19 protein-coding genes and 1 tRNA gene are annotated in these 16,585 nt (G+C 49.1%); 10 read left to right on the forward strand and 10 right to left on the reverse strand.

Translation table 11 applies throughout. The annotated features are described in order from the left end of the window. Positions 1–148: 148 nt before the first annotated feature. The 9 genes from K6V26_RS25755 (at position 149) to K6V26_RS25795 (ending at position 5,199) form a co-directional block, all read left to right on the forward strand. Entirely contained in the window at positions 149–847 is a 699-nt protein-coding gene (locus K6V26_RS25755) for a hypothetical protein (RefSeq protein WP_224264217.1), read from the forward strand. A 40-nt stretch (positions 848–887) separates the two neighbouring features. Continuing rightward, positions 888–1,373 (forward strand): hypothetical protein, encoded by a 486-nt coding sequence (locus tag K6V26_RS25760; protein WP_048318201.1) that lies wholly within the window; start codon positions 888–890, stop codon positions 1,371–1,373. Next, positions 1,373–1,633, forward strand: a complete 261-nt coding sequence (locus K6V26_RS25765; RefSeq protein ID WP_010800774.1) for a hypothetical protein — start codon at positions 1,373–1,375, stop codon at positions 1,631–1,633. Before K6V26_RS25760 ends, K6V26_RS25765 begins: the two co-directional genes overlap by 1 nt. Before the next feature lie 31 nt (positions 1,634–1,664). Continuing rightward, on the forward strand, positions 1,665–1,952 hold the full coding sequence (locus K6V26_RS25770; protein WP_224264218.1) for a hypothetical protein: 288 nt from the start codon (positions 1,665–1,667) through the stop codon (positions 1,950–1,952). Then, entirely contained in the window at positions 1,925–2,377 is a 453-nt protein-coding gene (locus K6V26_RS25775; protein ID WP_224264219.1) for a DUF4373 domain-containing protein, read from the forward strand. Before K6V26_RS25770 ends, K6V26_RS25775 begins: the two co-directional genes overlap by 28 nt. A 67-nt stretch (positions 2,378–2,444) precedes the next feature. Beyond that, positions 2,445–2,834 carry a DUF7833 domain-containing protein gene (locus tag K6V26_RS25780; protein WP_224264220.1) on the forward strand — a complete coding sequence of 130 codons (390 nt, stop codon included), beginning with the start codon at positions 2,445–2,447 and terminating at the stop codon, positions 2,832–2,834. Positions 2,835–2,878: 44 nt separating this feature from the next. After that, complete coding sequence (locus tag K6V26_RS25785; RefSeq protein ID WP_224264221.1) at positions 2,879–3,529, forward strand: hypothetical protein; 651 nt, start codon at positions 2,879–2,881, stop codon at positions 3,527–3,529. Positions 3,530–3,674: 145 nt separating this feature from the next. Continuing rightward, positions 3,675–4,955 carry an ATP-binding protein gene (locus K6V26_RS25790; RefSeq protein ID WP_046146151.1) on the forward strand — a complete coding sequence of 427 codons (1,281 nt, stop codon included), beginning with the start codon at positions 3,675–3,677 and terminating at the stop codon, positions 4,953–4,955. Next, positions 4,945–5,199 (forward strand): hypothetical protein, encoded by a 255-nt coding sequence (locus K6V26_RS25795; protein WP_044215092.1) that lies wholly within the window; start codon positions 4,945–4,947, stop codon positions 5,197–5,199. The genes K6V26_RS25790 and K6V26_RS25795 overlap by 11 nt, the downstream gene beginning before the upstream one ends. Before the next feature lie 33 nt (positions 5,200–5,232). Here the strand turns inward: K6V26_RS25795 and K6V26_RS25800 are convergent. Both K6V26_RS25800 and K6V26_RS25805 read right to left on the reverse strand, forming a co-directional pair. Next, positions 5,233–5,308, reverse strand: a tRNA-Lys gene (locus K6V26_RS25800). Positions 5,309–5,417: 109 nt separating this feature from the next. Beyond that, entirely contained in the window at positions 5,418–6,554 is a 1,137-nt protein-coding gene (locus K6V26_RS25805; protein WP_009859873.1) for an AI-2E family transporter, read from the reverse strand. A gap of 57 nt (positions 6,555–6,611) precedes the next feature. Between K6V26_RS25805 and dacB the strand changes: the two genes are divergently transcribed. Further along, entirely contained in the window at positions 6,612–8,087 is a 1,476-nt protein-coding gene (gene dacB, locus K6V26_RS25810; RefSeq protein ID WP_048317937.1) for a D-alanyl-D-alanine carboxypeptidase/D-alanyl-D-alanine endopeptidase, read from the forward strand. Here the strand turns inward: dacB and K6V26_RS25815 are convergent. The 8 genes from K6V26_RS25815 to K6V26_RS25850 all read right to left on the reverse strand — a co-directional run bounded on the left by K6V26_RS25815 (position 8,084) and on the right by K6V26_RS25850 (position 16,517). Next, positions 8,084–8,836 (reverse strand): LytR/AlgR family response regulator transcription factor, encoded by a 753-nt coding sequence (locus K6V26_RS25815; RefSeq protein ID WP_129696808.1) that lies wholly within the window; start codon positions 8,834–8,836, stop codon positions 8,084–8,086. The genes dacB and K6V26_RS25815 overlap by 4 nt on opposite strands. Before the next feature lie 9 nt (positions 8,837–8,845). Further along, complete coding sequence (locus K6V26_RS25820) at positions 8,846–9,943, reverse strand: sensor histidine kinase (protein ID WP_224264222.1); 1,098 nt, start codon at positions 9,941–9,943, stop codon at positions 8,846–8,848. A 19-nt stretch (positions 9,944–9,962) separates the two neighbouring features. After that, a complete protein-coding gene (locus tag K6V26_RS25825; RefSeq protein ID WP_009859869.1) occupies positions 9,963–11,183 on the reverse strand; it encodes an ABC transporter permease in 1,221 nt (406 codons plus the stop codon). 103 nt (positions 11,184–11,286) lie between these two features. Then, the gene (locus K6V26_RS25830) at positions 11,287–12,027 is read right to left on the reverse strand and encodes an ABC transporter ATP-binding protein (protein WP_009859868.1); all 741 of its coding nucleotides are present in this window, start codon (positions 12,025–12,027) and stop codon (positions 11,287–11,289) included. Between the two features lie 147 nt (positions 12,028–12,174). Continuing rightward, positions 12,175–13,386 (reverse strand): efflux RND transporter periplasmic adaptor subunit, encoded by a 1,212-nt coding sequence (locus K6V26_RS25835; RefSeq protein ID WP_224264223.1) that lies wholly within the window; start codon positions 13,384–13,386, stop codon positions 12,175–12,177. A gap of 35 nt (positions 13,387–13,421) precedes the next feature. Next, positions 13,422–14,723, reverse strand: a complete 1,302-nt coding sequence (locus K6V26_RS25840; protein ID WP_224265880.1) for a TolC family protein — start codon at positions 14,721–14,723, stop codon at positions 13,422–13,424. Between the two features lie 353 nt (positions 14,724–15,076). Beyond that, positions 15,077–15,703, reverse strand: coding sequence for a hypothetical protein (locus K6V26_RS25845; protein ID WP_224264224.1), 627 nt, complete (start codon positions 15,701–15,703; stop codon positions 15,077–15,079). 28 nt (positions 15,704–15,731) lie between these two features. Beyond that, the gene (locus K6V26_RS25850) at positions 15,732–16,517 is read right to left on the reverse strand and encodes a 3-keto-disaccharide hydrolase (protein WP_010800764.1); all 786 of its coding nucleotides are present in this window, start codon (positions 16,515–16,517) and stop codon (positions 15,732–15,734) included. Positions 16,518–16,585: the final 68 nt, after the last annotated feature.

The following is a 16,585-nucleotide window of genomic DNA, read 5'->3' on the forward strand; positions in this document are numbered from 1 at the left end:
CTTGTTCATGTAAATTTAAACCCTTACTTTTGCATCGGTTTAATCAATCAACACCTGGTTAAATCTTAACTATTGTAATTTAATTATTTTAATTTTAAAGTAAACAATGACTAAAAGTGAAAAAGGCGTTTTAAAAGCCTGCCTACCTATGGAAAATTGCGTATCGACTCTCCAAATGAATGCGGAAAGCAGTGTCTTGTATGCCGGAAAAGGGCGCGGGCTGTTGGAACAGATCGGGCGCGAAGGAATGAACGAATTCTTTGCGGGCGAAATCAGAGCCTACATTGCTGAATGTGCATGCGAAGTCGGGCGAATGAACTGTATCCGTAAACCTTTCACGACCGAGCTGGTCAAGTGGCAGAAGCAATTTGTCGCTTTTGAAAAAAGTATCGATCCGGCAGAAAAAGGCAGTCCTGCCTACGAAGCCTCCTGTATCCTGTTTGCTTATATGAAGAAGCAGATGAACGAAGCAGAAAACCGTGCCCTGCAATTGCAAAAGAACCGCAACCGCACCGAAAAGCGTATTGCCGGGCGTGATGACCTCTCCGATGAACAAAAGTCGCAAGCCTTGCAGAAGGCCGATTCGCGACTGCTGGCTGGGCAGGCTGCCCTTCAATTGACTGCGGTGGCTACCGATCTTATCCCTGTCGTGACCGATCCCGAAGGTTATATCGACCTGTTGCGTTTCTGGTGGCAGGAACTTGGTCGCAACCTCTCGGATGATGATCTGGAACGTATCTTCCGCCCGATGCTGTCGTATGCCAAAAAACAGGCGCGCAAAGGGGTGAGAGTGAAAAGCGTTTACGTAGAATACCGCGAGGAACCGAAAGGGGTGCGGGCGGCGTAAATTTAGAAATGAATCTAAACGATACCATTTTAATAAAGTAATGAATAAAACAGAAAAGACTTTTTCCTTCATCTCTGTCAAAGACAGTTTTTTCAAAGCCCGCTATGAAGTGTTAGACGAAAGTACAGGCGATAACCATGTGATTACATATGAAAACAAGGCTCCGGTGCATCCCAGTCTCTCTGAAGCGTTGCAGCGCATGGCGTATCATGTAGTCAATTTTACCGGATTGGTGGCGGTGGATGACAATTTCCAGATCACCGGTTATCAACGTCAGAACTGCGGCGATGCGCAATTGCTGACCATCTATGCCCGTGTGGGAACCTCCGAAGAGTTTTGCGGAAATGTGGTGTCGCGCTTTCATATCGGCCGCGACGAATATGCTTCTATCGACCTGCTGCTCGAAGACCTGTCAAGCTGCGAACGTGAAGCGCTGGCTTATATCGAAACCGGCAAACGTTTGGAGCATGATGCCTTCATTCGACTTGACAACGATGATTTACAAACCCTTCAAGCTGCCGCCTGATGAAAAAGCATACCCTTACCATCGGTTGCCTCCTGGGAGACCAGGCGGCAGCCTGCCTGATGCGCCTGATTACGGGCGAAAAAGGTTCGCGCGGTTACACCTATTCGTGTGGCGAGGAATACGGGTATTTTTACGACCCGTTTCTGAAAAAATGGATGGCGTTCGACAACCGGCACAACACCTGCCTGGTCGAACAATGCAACACCTCGAAAGAGGCCGAAAACTTTCTCTATGACGACACCGGGTTATTCGCCGCTTAGCGCGTTGATCCTGAAGCATACGGGCGAGAAGGTGGTGGCGGAATACCGTTTCCATCCCGGGCGGGACTGGCGGTTCGACTTCGCCATCCCTTCCCGCCGTGTGGCTGTCGAGGTGGAGGGCGGCGCCTTCAACGGTGGCCGCCATATCCGCCCCGAAGGCTATCTGCGTGATATGGAGAAATATAATGAGGCGGCGGTCTCAGGCTGGTGCGTGATACGCGTACTGCCGGGAGAACTGCTGATGCTGAAAACGTTACGATTAATGATAAGAGCTATCAATCAAAATAAATTATGCCAAGGCCATCAAGAAAAGGATTAGATTATTTCCCTTTGGACACAACCATTCTTAATGATATCAAAGTGCGGCGAATTAAAAGACAATTTGGCGCAGATGCTTTTTTACTTTATATTTCTCTTTTGTGTGATATCTATTCGAACGGTTATTACATAGAAGCGACCGACGATTATCTGTTCGACCAGGGCGAGAAATTAGGTATCGCTGAAAATAAGGTGTTGGAAATTCTTCTGGCGTGTGTTAAAATAGGCTTGTTCAATAACGAACTCTTTATGGAAAACCGAATTTTGACCTCTAAAAGCATTCAGGAACGTTTTTCTTTAGCGACCAAGAAACGTGCTGATAATCAAGTTGTTGAATACAAATGTGGTTTTGTTTCCGCTCCCGAAACCCCGGTTTCCGTGTCGGAAACTCCCTCAAAACAGGGTTTAAGTACACAAAGTAAATGAAAGTAAAGTAAACTTACAACAACAGCAACAACACGCGTGCGAGGAGCCGAAAGAAGAACCGCAGAATTTGGATGAAGAGCGTGAGCAATGGAAAGATGCTTTGCTGGCAGACGAAGACTGGCAGGCCACCATCGTGCGTTATTCCGGAAAAGGCACAGCCGTCCTGCAATATGTGCGGGGAGCCATGGCCGTATTCGATGATTTCCTGCGCTTGAAATTCAGCATGGATACGATCCGGACGAAAAAAGATTACAGCCAGAGTTTCATCGGCTGGTGGCGATACCATAATTTCAATTTGAAAACGGAAGAACTTTCCGGCGGCGTGCAGCAGCATATTCCTAAAGTGGTCTATTCATCCGGTCGGCCGGAACGTTCTTCGAAAGTAGAGGAATTGATGGAAACAGGGAAACGTGCGACGGAAATAGCCATGAAAATCTATAATTCGCAAGCTGTATGAGTTTGGAAATCAGACTGCAACATGCTATTGCCGACCGCCGCCTGATGACGTACCGGCCGGAGGAAATTCTTCCGGCGGTAAATCAAATATTATTCCAGACCTATGTCTTGCTGGGTTTTTCGCCTCCTAACGACCGTGATCTGGGTATTTTGATCGCTAAACTGGCAGCCGACCTTCAGGAGTCATATCCGAGCCTGACCTTGCAGGAGGTCGCCCTTTGTTTTGAACTGGGGGCCAAAGGTGAATACGGGGATTTCATGGGATTGAACCTGCGCACGATTACGCGCTGGCTGAAATGTTATCAAACCAGCGATTTGCGATACCGGGCTGTTGTGGAGCGCGAGCAAGCGAAATCGCTGTCCGCCCTTCCGCCCGTCTCCGAGGCTTACAAGGAGGAGCGCGAACGGGCATTCTTGCGCCGGGTGTTTGAGCAATACCGGGCAGGCTGTCCGATCGAGCGGCTTTATCCGGCGCGGGTGTATCTCTCCCTGCAAGCACGGGGAATTATCCGCGACAGTCCGGAGGCGAAACGGACTGCCATGCGGCAAGCGGCCGGTTACCGGCCTGCCGGGAATATGGTCATAGACGAGGATATGCGGCTGGCGATGGTTAAGCAGCAGGCGATGGGGATTTTGTTGAAAAGATTTTTTGATAAAGCGATAGAGGCGGGTCGGGAGGTGTTGAAAGCGGGGTGATTTTGGTTATCCAATGTGGCCAAATTGGGTAGTGTAAAACCGCCAAATTGGGTAGTTGAAATGCGCCGATTTGAGCAATTTCAGATCGCCATATTTGGTAATCCTGGCAAATTGAGTTATCTTTGCATCATAAATTCAACTATTTATGGCTAATAAATATCGTCCACGTATTATAGATATAGAACTCTCCACACGATTAAAAAGTATAGGTGCAATTGTTTTGGAGGGCGCAAAATGGTGTGGTAAGTCCACAACTGCGGAGCACCATAGCAATAGTGCTGTTTTTATGGATGACCCTCGCAGGCGTTCACAATACATGATATTTGCAGAGGATAATCCTGATATAATACTTAATGGAGAAACACCTCGTTTGATTGATGAATGGCAACTTGCACCTATAATATGGGATGCTATACGTTATACAGTGGATCATAGAAATGGAATGGGTCAGTTTATATTGACAGGTTCAGCCAAACCTGCAAATAGAGAAAAAATAAGTCATTCAGGAACCGGGCGTTTTGCTTGGTTACGGATGCGTCCGATGGCATTATTTGAATCTGGAGATTCTACTGGGGATATTAGTTTGTCAAAATTATTCAGTAATCCCAGAATGTCTATTGGATGTGAGGCAAAATCTGATTTACGAAGAATCGCGTTTTTAATTTGCCGTGGTGGTTGGCCGGTAGTTTCAGAATTACCTGAAGATGTCGCATTGAACCCTGCTAAAGATTATTATGATGCCGTAGTGAATGTGGACATTCGTCAAGTGGATGGGGTGGATCGAAGTGTTGAAAGAGCAAAACGACTTATGCGTTCATATGCAAGATTTCAAGGTACACAAACATCCATCAGGCAAATTGTTGAAGACATGAACGGTGGCGATCCCAATGTTGTGGAAGATAAAACGGTTAGGAACTATCTTGATGCATTACGTTCAATGTTTGTAGTAGAGGATATGCCTGCATGGAATCCAAATTTGAAATCTAAAACAGCTATACGTACTGCGGATACCAGATATTTTGTTGATCCATCAATAGCAACAGCCGCAATGGGAATAGGTCCTGGAGATTTAATGAACGATCTCAAAGCATTCGGTTTATTATTTGAAACATTATGTGTTCGTGATTTAAGGGTTTATGCCCAATCATTGGCGGGTGATGTATATCATTACCGGGACAAGAATGGACTGGAATGTGATGCTGTTGTTCATTTACCAAATGGAGATTATGCATTGATTGAAATAAAATTAGGAGGAGAGAAACTCATAGAAGATGGCGCAAATAGTTTGTTGCGACTAGCGTCTAAAATAGATGTTAATCGTATGAAGCATCCTTCTTTTCTCATGGTACTTACGGCCACTGGAACATTCGCATATAGAAGAAAAGATAACGTGTTGGTTGTACCTATTTCTACTCTTGGAGCATGAAGCATTTGCATTAGATGAATTATATCGTCACCATAAGGATGTGGCTTATGAAATAGTTTGCAGGGCAAGAGCAAATGAAGCTGGATATTTAAAAGAAATAATTCAAGTATATAGTGAAATGGGGCTTGATGCTGATACTATCCATAGGTTTGATTTTAGTCCCACGATTTATCCACCGAGAATATGCTTTAAAGTACCCCTTTTACTATTTGGGAGAAAAAAAGAAATCCCTGATAATATCTAATTATCAGGGATTTGTTGATTTTCTTTTGTTTCTTGGTGATCCGCCTGGGGTTCGAACCCAGGACCCCATCCTTAAAAGGGATGTGCTCTACCTGCTGAGCTAGCGAATCATCCTGTGCATACTCTGTATTGCGGTGTGCTTTACTTCTGTATTGCGGGTGCAAAGGTAGGGTTTATTTTTGAATTTGCAATAGCTGGAGGAATTTTTTTTGAAAAAAATTACTTTTCTTTCTTTTTCTCCGGTTGAATATCAGCAGGGGGAGGAGCGATAATGTCCTCTTCCAGCAAGATAAAACGCTTATAATAAGACAGACAGAGCGTCGTGAGCGGTAATGCGATGATTAAGCCGATAAAACCTAACAAAGTTCCCCAGATGGAGAGCGAAAGAAGGATGATGGCCGGATTCAGTCCCATTGCTTTTCCCATGATACGCGGCGTAAGGTATAAATCCTGGATACATTGTACGATTCCGAGTATTAATAATCCCGAACCGAAGATAATCCAGAAATTCTGTCCGGTCTCTGCCGACTTTAGCAGGCTGAGGATGACCATCGGGATAAGGCCGATCGCTTGCAGGTACGGAATCAGGTTCAGCACGCCGATAAATAACCCGAGCGTCACGGCCAGCGGGAAACCGACGATTTTGAAGCCTATCGAAAGTAAAACTCCGACGCATAGCGCAATCAATGACTGCCCGCGGAAATAGCGGTTCATGCTCTGCTCCACATCGTCGGCCAGCCCTTTGGCGAAAGGACGGATGCGTGCCGGAATCAGGTTTATCCAGCCGTTGGCTATCTTTTCATAGTCGAGCAGGATGAAAATGAAATACAACAGAATCACGAATATAATCGTTATGCTGAAAAGGATGGAGAATGTGTTCGACAGGATGTTCCAGACCTTCGGGGCGAGCTGCTTGATTGCATTCTGTATGTTCTCCCGGCTGAGGAGTTCCATCAGCTGGTTTATGTCTACATTGTTTTCGAGATATTCGATCCATGAAGCTGGTATAAGCGGAACATGACCTTCTCCCGGATTATGCGTGCGCATCAGGTTCAGGGTCCGCTCGGCTTCCTGGGCGACAGACGGAACGACCAGTGCGGCGGCAATCCCGATAATCAGCGATGCGGAGATGATGACTGCGACGATGGCCAGGATACGGCTTTTCAGCTTCAGCTTATACTGGAAGAACTTGACGAAAGGTTGCATCATATAGGCGAGCAGCCAGGCAATCAGGAAGGGGAGCAAGGCGTTACGCAATACGGTAATCAGGTAAAGCAATACGCCGATGATGACGATGCTGAATACGATACGTGTCACCCGGTCGAATGTAAAAGGTCTTTCAAACAATGAGTTCATATTATAATTTTTATCTTTGCTGAACAAAGATAGAATAAAGTAGAATAGTATAATAAGATGATAAAGAAAATATTATGTGCCGCCCTGCTGCTCGGCTGTTTTTTACAGCCACAGGCACAAACTCCGCAGCCTGTCAAACAGTTACTGAATGCTCCTTATATGAAAGGGGCTACTTTCTCCATCGTGGTGAAGGACCTTCAGGATGGGAAAACCGTCTATAATTATGATGGGGACCGGGAGGTTTCGCCTGCTTCCGTGTTGAAAACTGTCGCTACGGCTACGGCTCTGGAGATTTTGGGGGACGATTACCGTTTTCCGACTTCGCTGGAGTATGACGGTTCTATAAAAGAGGGTGTGCTGAACGGTAACCTGTATATCAAAGGCAGTGGCGACCCGTCGCTGGGTTCGGCTCATTTCGCTCCGGACAGGAATGCGTATACGCTTGCGAAAAACAAATTCGTACCGGAATGGATTGCAGCTTTGAAGAAGGCCGGTATTCGGAAGATTGCCGGGGCGGTGGTGTCGGACGAGCGAATCTTTGATACGGAAGGTGCTTCCATCAAATGGCTGCGGGAAGATATGGGAAATTATTATGCGCCGGGCAGCTACGGGGTTTCCGTGTTCGACAATATGTATAAGTTGTATCTGAAGTCGGGTGCTGCGGGCAGCCGTCCGGTGGTGATCGGCACTGAACCTGAACTGCAGGGTGTCCGTTTCACCAATTATCTGAAAGCGGCGCCTGTCTCGTCGGACAGTGCCTATATTATCGGTGCCCCGCTTGCCGGCGAACGCTATTTATACGGTGTCGTTCCTGTCAATCGCGAACGCTATGTGTTGAAAGGAGATATTCCTGATCCGGCATTGTTTCTGGCGGAGTATCTGACCGGATGCCTGGAACGCGAAGGCATTGCGGTGGGGAAGGAGCCGACCTGTTACCGGATTGAATCGGAAGCGGGGCGATGGAAGACGGTGGAGAGGAAAACGATTGTGACCACCTATTCCCCAACGTTGAAGGAGATTGCGGGGGTGACGAACCATGTGAGCCATAATTTGTTTGCCGATGCGTTGGTCAAGACGGTCGGTCTGCAATATACTCCGCGGAAGAACGAGGTTATTTCTTCTTTCGGCCGGGGTGTCCGGGTGGTTGCCGCCCATTGGGACAGGAAGGGGCTGGATGTTTTCCCTTTGCGGATGCACGATGGCAGCGGGTTGGCTCCTGCGGATAAGGTTTCTGCGGAGTTTATAGCCGATTTGCTGGTTTATATGGCGACGAAATCCGATTATGCCGAAGCCTTTATCGAATCCTTGCCGCAGGCCGGTATCGAAGGTTCGGTGCGAAATTTCCTGAAAGGTTCCGGTTTGCAGGGAAAGGCTCGTCTGAAAAGTGGCGGAATCACCGGTGTGCGAAGTTATGCCGGCTATATAACAAAAGACGGCAAGCGGTATGCCGTTGCCGTTTTCTCCAATAACTATGCCTGTAGCATGAGCGAGATGACGAAAGGGTTGGAAAAGTTGCTACTGCAACTTTTCTAAGGCAGCAGTGCCCTCTGTGCCAGAAACTCCATGAACTTCTGCTTGTAGTTGTCGGAGATGGGGATGTATTCTTTGCCGAACACAATCCGGTTGCGTTCGATTACTTTGATCTTTTCCGGCTGGACGATAAAGGAGCGGTGCACGCGGATGAAGCGGTTCGCCGGCAGCATGTCTTCCAGGCTTTTCATACTCATCAGCGAAAGGATGGGGTGGGCTTCGCCCTCAACGAATATCTTGACATAATCTTTCAGACCTTCGATATAGAGTATTTTACGGAGTTCGACCTGTACCAGTTTATATTCCGTCTTGATGAAAATGCTTTCGACGGAAGGGGAAACTGCCTGGGAAGGGGCGGTTCGCGAACCGCCCGTACTTGCGCCCTCGCGCAGCAGTTCGTACCATTGCAGTGCCTTATTGGCCGATTTCAGGAAGTCGGCGTAGCTAATCGGTTTCAGCAGATAATCGAGTGCGTTGACCTTATAGCTGTCGAGCGCATACTGGCTGAAAGCGGTCGTAAAGATGATGCGCGTATCGGTCTTCAGGATGCGGGAAAACTCCATCCCGTTGAGCTCCGGCATCTGGATATCGAGGAAAAGCAGGTCGACCGGCTCTTTGCTGAGGGCGGGAAGCGCGTTGACGGCGCTATTGTATTTTCCCGCCAGTTCCAGGAAAGGCGTCTTGTTTACATAACTTTCCAGCAGGCTGATAGCCAGTGGTTCGTCGTCGATGATTGCACACTTCAGAATCATAGCCTAATTTCATTTTTCACTTTTCGGTTCTTCGCCGCTTATTTGCAGCTCCAACATGCTGTAGTAGTTGTCACCCTCTACACCGTATGAGAAGATATGCCGGTTCGGATAGATTAGTTCCAGGCGTTTCCGCAGGTTCTTGATTCCGATTCCCGAGCCGCTCTTGTCCTGTTCCGCATCTTTCGGGAAATAGCTGTTTTTCAGGTAGCAGACAACCCTGTCGCCTTTCTGGTGGATATCCAGGTCGATGAACGATGGCTTGCTGTTGCTGACTCCGTGTTTGAAGGCATTCTCGATAAGCGAGATAAACAGCAGGGGAGCAATCAGCGCGTCGGGTTTGGTGGCAGCTATTTCCGTTTTCAGTTCCACATGTTCCGGCAAGCGGATACGCATCAGTTCCACATAGTTGCGGATGAAATCCAGCTCTTTTTCCAGTAACACCTGCGGCTGGCTGCTGTCGTAGAGTACGTAACGCAGCAGGCGGCTCAGGTCGTGGACGGCTTCCTGTGCCCGTTCGGGGCTGAAAGCAATCAAGCTGTAAATGTTGTTGAGCGTATTGAACAGAAAATGCGGGTTCAACTGGCTTTTCAAGTTCTGCAATTCGGCTTCGGCACGGCTCTTCTCCAGTTCGCGCCGCATGGATTCTATCTGGTACCAGCCGCTGGTCATCTTGATGGCAACACTCAGGCCAGCCACCAACGCATAAAGCATGGCGTTGACTGTAAAGAAGCCGATGACATCTTTCAATTCCCTCTCCGAACGATGCGGATGAGGAATCTCCGGTGGCGGCAATAACTGCATCAGCAGGTGCACCAGGATGATTGCCGAGGCAATCAGGGCCACGTTGCTCAGAAAGAATTTCCATCCGTGACGTGAAAACAGATAGCGGTTGACCAGCAGGAAATAGTTTACGTAGAAAACCATCATGAACGATAACGGGACGATGACGGAACGTAAATAACTTGTGACGGTCAATACCTGCGACTCCCTGCCTGTAAAGAAAAAAGGCAGTCCGAACAGGATTCCCCAGGCGGCAATATGGATAATGCCGCCCATCCCTTTGAAAGGGGGAGAGATGTGTGTCTGTGTTGTTCCTTCTGTTTTCATCTGCTACAAAGATATTAATTTATTCGTAACGAATGGCTTCGATCGGGTCGAGTTGGGCTGCTTTCTTGGCCGGATACCATCCGAAGAAGACACCGGTGACGGTACAGACGGCGAACGAAAGCACTACGCTCCACGGTTGTATGTAAATCGGGAAGTGTGCCACCGCGTTCACCACCAGGGCCGCGCCTACACCGAGCACTACGCCGATTAATCCTCCGGTCACACTGATCAGGATGGATTCAATCAGAAACTGTGCCAGAATGTCGATGCCCTTGGCGCCGATACTCATACGCAGACCGATTTCGCGGGTACGCTCCGTGACGCTGACGTACATGATATTCATAATCCCGATACCTCCAACGAGTAGCGAAATACCGGCCACAGCCGCCAACAGCACGGTCATCATGTCCGTAGTACTTGTCAACATCGTGCTCAACTCCTGCTGACTACGGATGGTAAAATCATCATCGTCACTTTCCTTCAACTTATGGTTGCGGCGCAGTATTTCAGTTATCTCGTCGATGGCCTGGTCGGTATATTCCTCTTTGAGGGCCGAACAGGTGATGCCTTGCAGATGGGTGATGGCCAGGACCTTTTTCTGAATAGTTGTGTATGGAGCTAAGATTAGGTCGTCCTGGTCCATTCCCATGCTGTTGTATCCTTTGCTCTCCAGCACACCAACGATGCGGAAAGGCAGTTTTTGAAAACGAATGACTTTTCCCACGGGATTCTCGCCACCCGTGAAAAGGTTGTCGACGACCGTCTTGCCGACTACGCAGACTTTGGCGGCGGTCTGGATGTCCTGTTCGGTGAACATGTCACCGTCGCCTACCTTGTAACGGCGGATTTCCAGATAGTCCGGGCTGATACCGTAGACGGTGGTCGGGGCGTTGTTGGCGCCGTAGATGGCTTGTCCGCTGCTGTTGACCGACGGTGAAACGGCAGAGACATAGCGGGTCTCGTCGACGATATTCTGGTAGTCTTCCAGCTTCAGCGTCTCCATGGCGGAGGCATCCTGACGGACACCGCCGCGGACGTCTGCGCCGGGATGTATCATAATCATATTGGAACCCATCTCGCTGATTTGGGCCTGTATGCTCCGTTTGGAACCTTGCCCGATGGCCAGCATCGTAATTACGGAGGCTACGCCGATGATGATGCCGAGCATCGTCAGGAATCCGCGCAACTTGTTGTTGGCAAGGGCACGGAGGGCTATTTTTATGAGGTTTGTTCCGTTCATTGTAAATAATGTGCTAATGTGTCAATATGCTAATATGCCAATGAGGGCAATGTGTTGTCTTTCTTTTATTGGCACATTGGCATATGGGCACATTGAATAATTATTAATCGTCATTTTTCGGCAATTTGGCTAATGCCTCTGCCGCATTTTGTATGTTGTTGTTCACTGTATCCGCAGTGACATGCCCGTCGCGCAGGGTGATGTTACGGCTGCTGTATTGGGCGATCTCCGGATTGTGTGTTACGAAGATGATAGTACGTCCTTCGGCATGGAGCTTCTGGAAAAGTACCAGTATCTCGAACGAGGTGCGTGTGTCCAGGTTTCCCGTCGCTTCGTCGGCGAGGATAACTGCCGGGTCGTTCACCAGGGCACGGGCGATGGCGACGCGCTGCATCTGTCCGCCGGACATCTGGTTACTCTTGTGCATCAGGCGGTCGCCCAGCCCTACGGCCACCAGTGCCTCTACGGCTTTCTCGTGGCGGGCGGCGGCACTGAAAGAGGGATTGTACATCAGGGGGAGTTCCACGTTTTCAACGGCTGTCGTTTTGGGCAGCAGGTTGTAACTCTGAAATACGAATCCGATCTTGCGGTTACGCAGCGTGGCACGGGCGTTTTTCCCCATGGTGCGGACTGAGACGCCGTCGAGATAGTATTCGCCGCTGGTCGGTGTGTCGAGGCATCCTAACGTGTTCAGTAGCGTACTTTTTCCCGAGCCGGAGGTTCCCATGATGGTCACGAATTCGCCTTCATGTATCGTGAAGCTGACACCCCTCAGGGCGTGGACGGTTTCGTCACCGACATGGAAGTCACGCTTGATATTATCTAGTTTAATAATCTCTTTCATTGTTCGTTCTGTTGTTTAATTCTGACACACCCCCTGCCCCCTCTCGAGAGGGGAAGAGTTACTACTTGTTGGTAGATAACAGGTAGTGTCGGGAGTTTCCTTTCCCCCTCTTGAGAGGGGGCAGGGGGTGTGTTACAGTTTACAATATCACTTCTTCTTGTTTCCTCCCGGAGGTCCCGGCATGAACGGGCTCTTTTCGGCTGCTTCGGCCATTGGGGCGGGAGCGTCGGAGGTCAGGTCTACGGCTATTTCTTCGCCTTCGGTCAGTCCTTCGGTCACTTCAATCATATTGCCGCTGGTAGAACCGACGGTGATGGCTCTCGGAGTGAGCTGTTGTCCTTGTTTTACCCAGATGATGCGTTTGCCGGCGGGAGCTTCCTGTGCACTGTTTTCGGCGGTGTAGCCGGTGCCCGGCAATAACTCTTCTTCAGGGACGAAACGCAATGATTTGGTCGGCACTGTCAACACGTTTTCGCGTTCAAGCGTATAGATGGTGACGTTGGCTGTCAGACGTGGTTTTAGCTTCAGGTCGGGGTTGTCGGCAGTGATGACCACCTCATAAGTGACAACGGTTGAGGTGGAGGTCGACGAACTGCTGCTACTGCTGCTGTCGCCCAGGCGAATCTGCCAGACGGTTCCTTCGAACACGTCGTTCGGATAAGCGTCGACGGTGAAGCTGACGCGCTGTCCGTTTTCCACGTTGCCTATATCGGCTTCATCGACATCGGCGATTACCTGCATCTTCGTCAGGTCGGCGGCGATGGTGAACAGGGTCGGGGTTTCGAAGCCGGCGGCAACGGTCTGTCCTTCTTCAACGGCGCGGTTGATAACGACACCGTCTATCGGGCTGGTGATGGTCGCGTATTCCAGGTTGCGGTTTACCTTCACCATCGAGGCCTGGCTCTGCTCGTAAGCGGCTTTGGCCTTCTCGTAGTTGTAGGTGGCCGTTTCGTAATCGGCGTCGCTGATTAGCTTCTTGTCGAAAAGGACTTTGCTGCGGGCATAGTTCTTTTGCTGGTATTCGTATTCGGTCTTGCTGCTAGCCAGCTGGGCCTGAGCGGAAGCGAGTTCGGCTTTCAGGTTGACCTTATCCATTTCTGCGATTAGCTGGCCGGCTTTCACTACGTCGTTGTAGTCGGCATACAGCTTGTCGATGATGCCGGATACCTGTGTACCGACTTCGACTTCGGTCACCGGTTCGACTGTCCCGGTTGCCGTTACTGTGTTTGAGATGGAGCTGCGGCCTACTTTGGCTGTCTCGAGCCGGATGCCGCCTTTCGACGTTTTACCTGTGAAGAACCAGATTCCTCCGGCTACGACCAGCACGCCTGCTATACCGATAATAAGTTTCTTGTTCATATCTTTATCTGTTTTATTTTTTCTTTACTGGAAATTTAGAGCAGGTCGATTTGTTCTCCCTGGTAGAATCGCAGCAGGCCTGCATTCAGGATCGCTGTGTATTTGGCCTGGAGCGTTTCCTGTTGTGCGCTTAGCAGGTTGTTCTTTTCCGTGAGCAGTTCCACGGTGTTCTTCATGCCTAGGTTGAACTGTTCGCTGACAAGGGCGTAGCTGGCCTGTGTGCTTTTCAGTTTCTGGGTGGCGGCTACGTATTGCTGCTGTGCGCTGTTGGCACTGAGCCAGAGGCTTTCGATGGTTTTGTAAAGCGTTTTCTGGTTGTCCATCAGGTCCAGTTCGCTGGTCTGACGTTGCAGTTTGGCTTTATTGACAGCACTTTTGGTTTGCCGCTTGTCGAAGATGGGGATGCTCAGGGTCAGCCCTATCGAGTTGTTCCAGTTCTGTTTCACCTGTTCGCTGAAGCTGAAGTCGTTGCCGTTGGCATTGGTCGTACCGATGCCGGCGCTGAGGCTCAGGCTCGGAATGTATCCGGCGCGGGAAATCTTGATGTTCATGTCGGAGGCCTCTATGTTTAGCTTGCTCGATTCGATTTCGGGACGCAGGTTGAGGGCGGTCTGATAGACGTCATCCTTGGTAGGGAGCGGTATCAGCACGCTGCTGTCGTCGAGTGGCGGCAGGAAAAGGTCCATTTCGAAGTCGCCGTCGAGTTCCAGGAGTTGCTTGAGTTGTAGCTTGTAGTTTTGCAGGGTCGTTTGCGAAGTGACTAGCTGGTAGTTGTCGTTGCTGACCTGTGCTTCCAGTTGGGCGAGGTCGCTGGAGGCGATGCTTCCGGCGTTGAACAGTTCCTGTCCGCGTTCAAACTCTTTCCGGCTTACTTCCAGTGTCGATTCGTTCACCTTCACGGCTTCGGCGGAATAAAGTATCTGCACGTAAAGCTGGGTGATGTTTTCCTCGATGGAGTTTTCGCTCTCGTCGACGGTGAGTTCGGCTATGCGGCTGTTCAGTTGCTGTTGTTTGAGCGTGTTCACCCGTTTGCTACCGTTGTACACGGTCCAGCTTGCGTCGATGCCGTAGCTGCCGTTGTACGAGGTTTTGCTTTCGCTGGTGGTGATGTTGTCGCCGCTGATGATGGTGCCGCTCGCACTGTTCGGACGGTTCACGATACGCTGGCTGATATTACCGCTCAGGGAAGGGAGGAAATCCGCTTTTGCCGTCTTTACATCTTCCTGGGTGCTTTCGACGTTGATGCGGTTTCGACGAATAGTGATATTATGCTCCAGTGCATAATCTATACAATTACGAAGCGTCCATTGCTTCGGCATGTCGTCTTCTGCTTTCATCCCGGCGGGCAGGAGAAGCAGGCAGGAGAGGATTATTAGAGATACTTGTTTCATAATGCTTTCGTTTTGCGACCTAAACATTCTTTTTACCTTGTTACGGAAGCAAAACTACTTTACATTAAAAAACTATACAATCAGAATAGAAATAGGGCAGTGGTTCATAGACGAATACGGGAATTTCACCGATAAACAGGAAAGGGCTGTTGTTAATAACAATGGTATATAAAGTTTGTAGATAGCACACAGATGACGCAGATTGAGCAGATGACCACAGATTTATATTATTTAAAATATATTATCTGCGGCTATCTGCTCAATCTGCGTGCTATCGTGTGACTGAAATCTCCGATTTCTTATCGCTCGAGAGAAACGGTTGTTTTGCCACCGGACTTCCGGATGAATATCTTTTTGTCGTACTCATCATCATCCGAGTAGATATGTGTGCCGTTGTATTTCCAGGAAACGATTTTCCCCCAGTACTTTCCTCCGATAACGCCCTTGTCTGTGTATTTATAGGTGATTTCCATTTTATCGGTATCGCCATTTACATAGATAGGGAACGTATAAGTACTTTGTCTTTCATCTCCGTAAGCGCTCACCGTGCAGTAATGGAGTCGTTCTTCCGAATCATAAAGTATCCAGTTGTGATTGCCGTTGTAGCGGATGGTGTTGCTTTCGATATCGCGGATGTTGTCGTAGGTGCGTTCGAGCGGATTGTCCAGCTCTTCGTTCCACGAGACAGGGAAGGTTTTCAGGTCGCTCGGGTTGATGAGGTCGTTTCCCTTTTCATCTATATAATAGAATCGTAAAGTGTTTCCTCTTGAAAAGAAGTTTCCCTCCGGTATATTGTTATACCATACTTCTTCGTTGTCTTCTTCCTCATCTCCGTCTTTGCCGTTTAATAAATAGTTGTTGCAGCCGGAAAGGACGGTCGCACAAAGGAACAGCAGCCATATACCGAATAGGTTATTTGTTTTCATCGTATATAAACACTTTACTTATTGATTCTTATAACTCTCTCAACCAGATATTCCGGAAGCTGATCGGTTCGCTCGGGTCGCCGTGGCTTTGCAGGATAATCGGGCCGGCTCCATGGGGAACGACTTTCGGGAAGCCGATATATTCGGTTGTTCCGAGGATGGTCGTGTTGTTCTGCAAAACGATGCCGTTCTGGATAACGGTGATGCTGGGGGGAACGCGGTAGGTTCCGTCTTCTTTGAAAATCGGGGCGGTGTAGATGATGTCGTACACATTCCATTCGCCCGGTTTACGCATAGCGTTTGCCAATGGCGGTGTCTGTTTGTAGATACTGCCGGTCTGGCCGTTCACGTATGTTTCGTTGTTGTAGCAGTCGAGTATCTGAACTTCGTACATTCCTTGCATGAAGATGCCACTGTTGCCGCGTCCCTGGCTGGTTCCGGTGATGTTTTCAGGAACACACCATTCGATATGTAGCTGGTAGTTGTTGAACTTCTGTTTGGTCTGGATATCACCGGTCTTTTTATTGACAGTGAATACGCCGTCGTGAACGGTCCATTGGGCCGGTTGGCCGTTGGTGCTTTCCCAGGCGGAGAGGTCTTTGCCGTCAAACAGGACGATGGCATCCGACGGGGCGGAATTTGTTTTGATATCTCCCGGAGTCACAATCTTGGGTTGAGGCGTCCAGTACTCCGACATGCCCGGAGTCATCTTTTCCGGTTGCGGATACTCTTTTTGCTGTGCGCTCAGATTTACGCAGGCGGTGCAGGCCATAGCGGCCAGTGTTGCCTTGATAGTGAAATTTCTATTCCTCATGGTCTAAATAATTATGTAGGTTTACAATTAAGTGATTGCAAATCTACATAATTATTTGCCACGTTGTA

Source organism: Parabacteroides goldsteinii (assembly GCF_020091425.1).
Taxonomy (GTDB): domain Bacteria; phylum Bacteroidota; class Bacteroidia; order Bacteroidales; family Tannerellaceae; genus Parabacteroides; species Parabacteroides goldsteinii.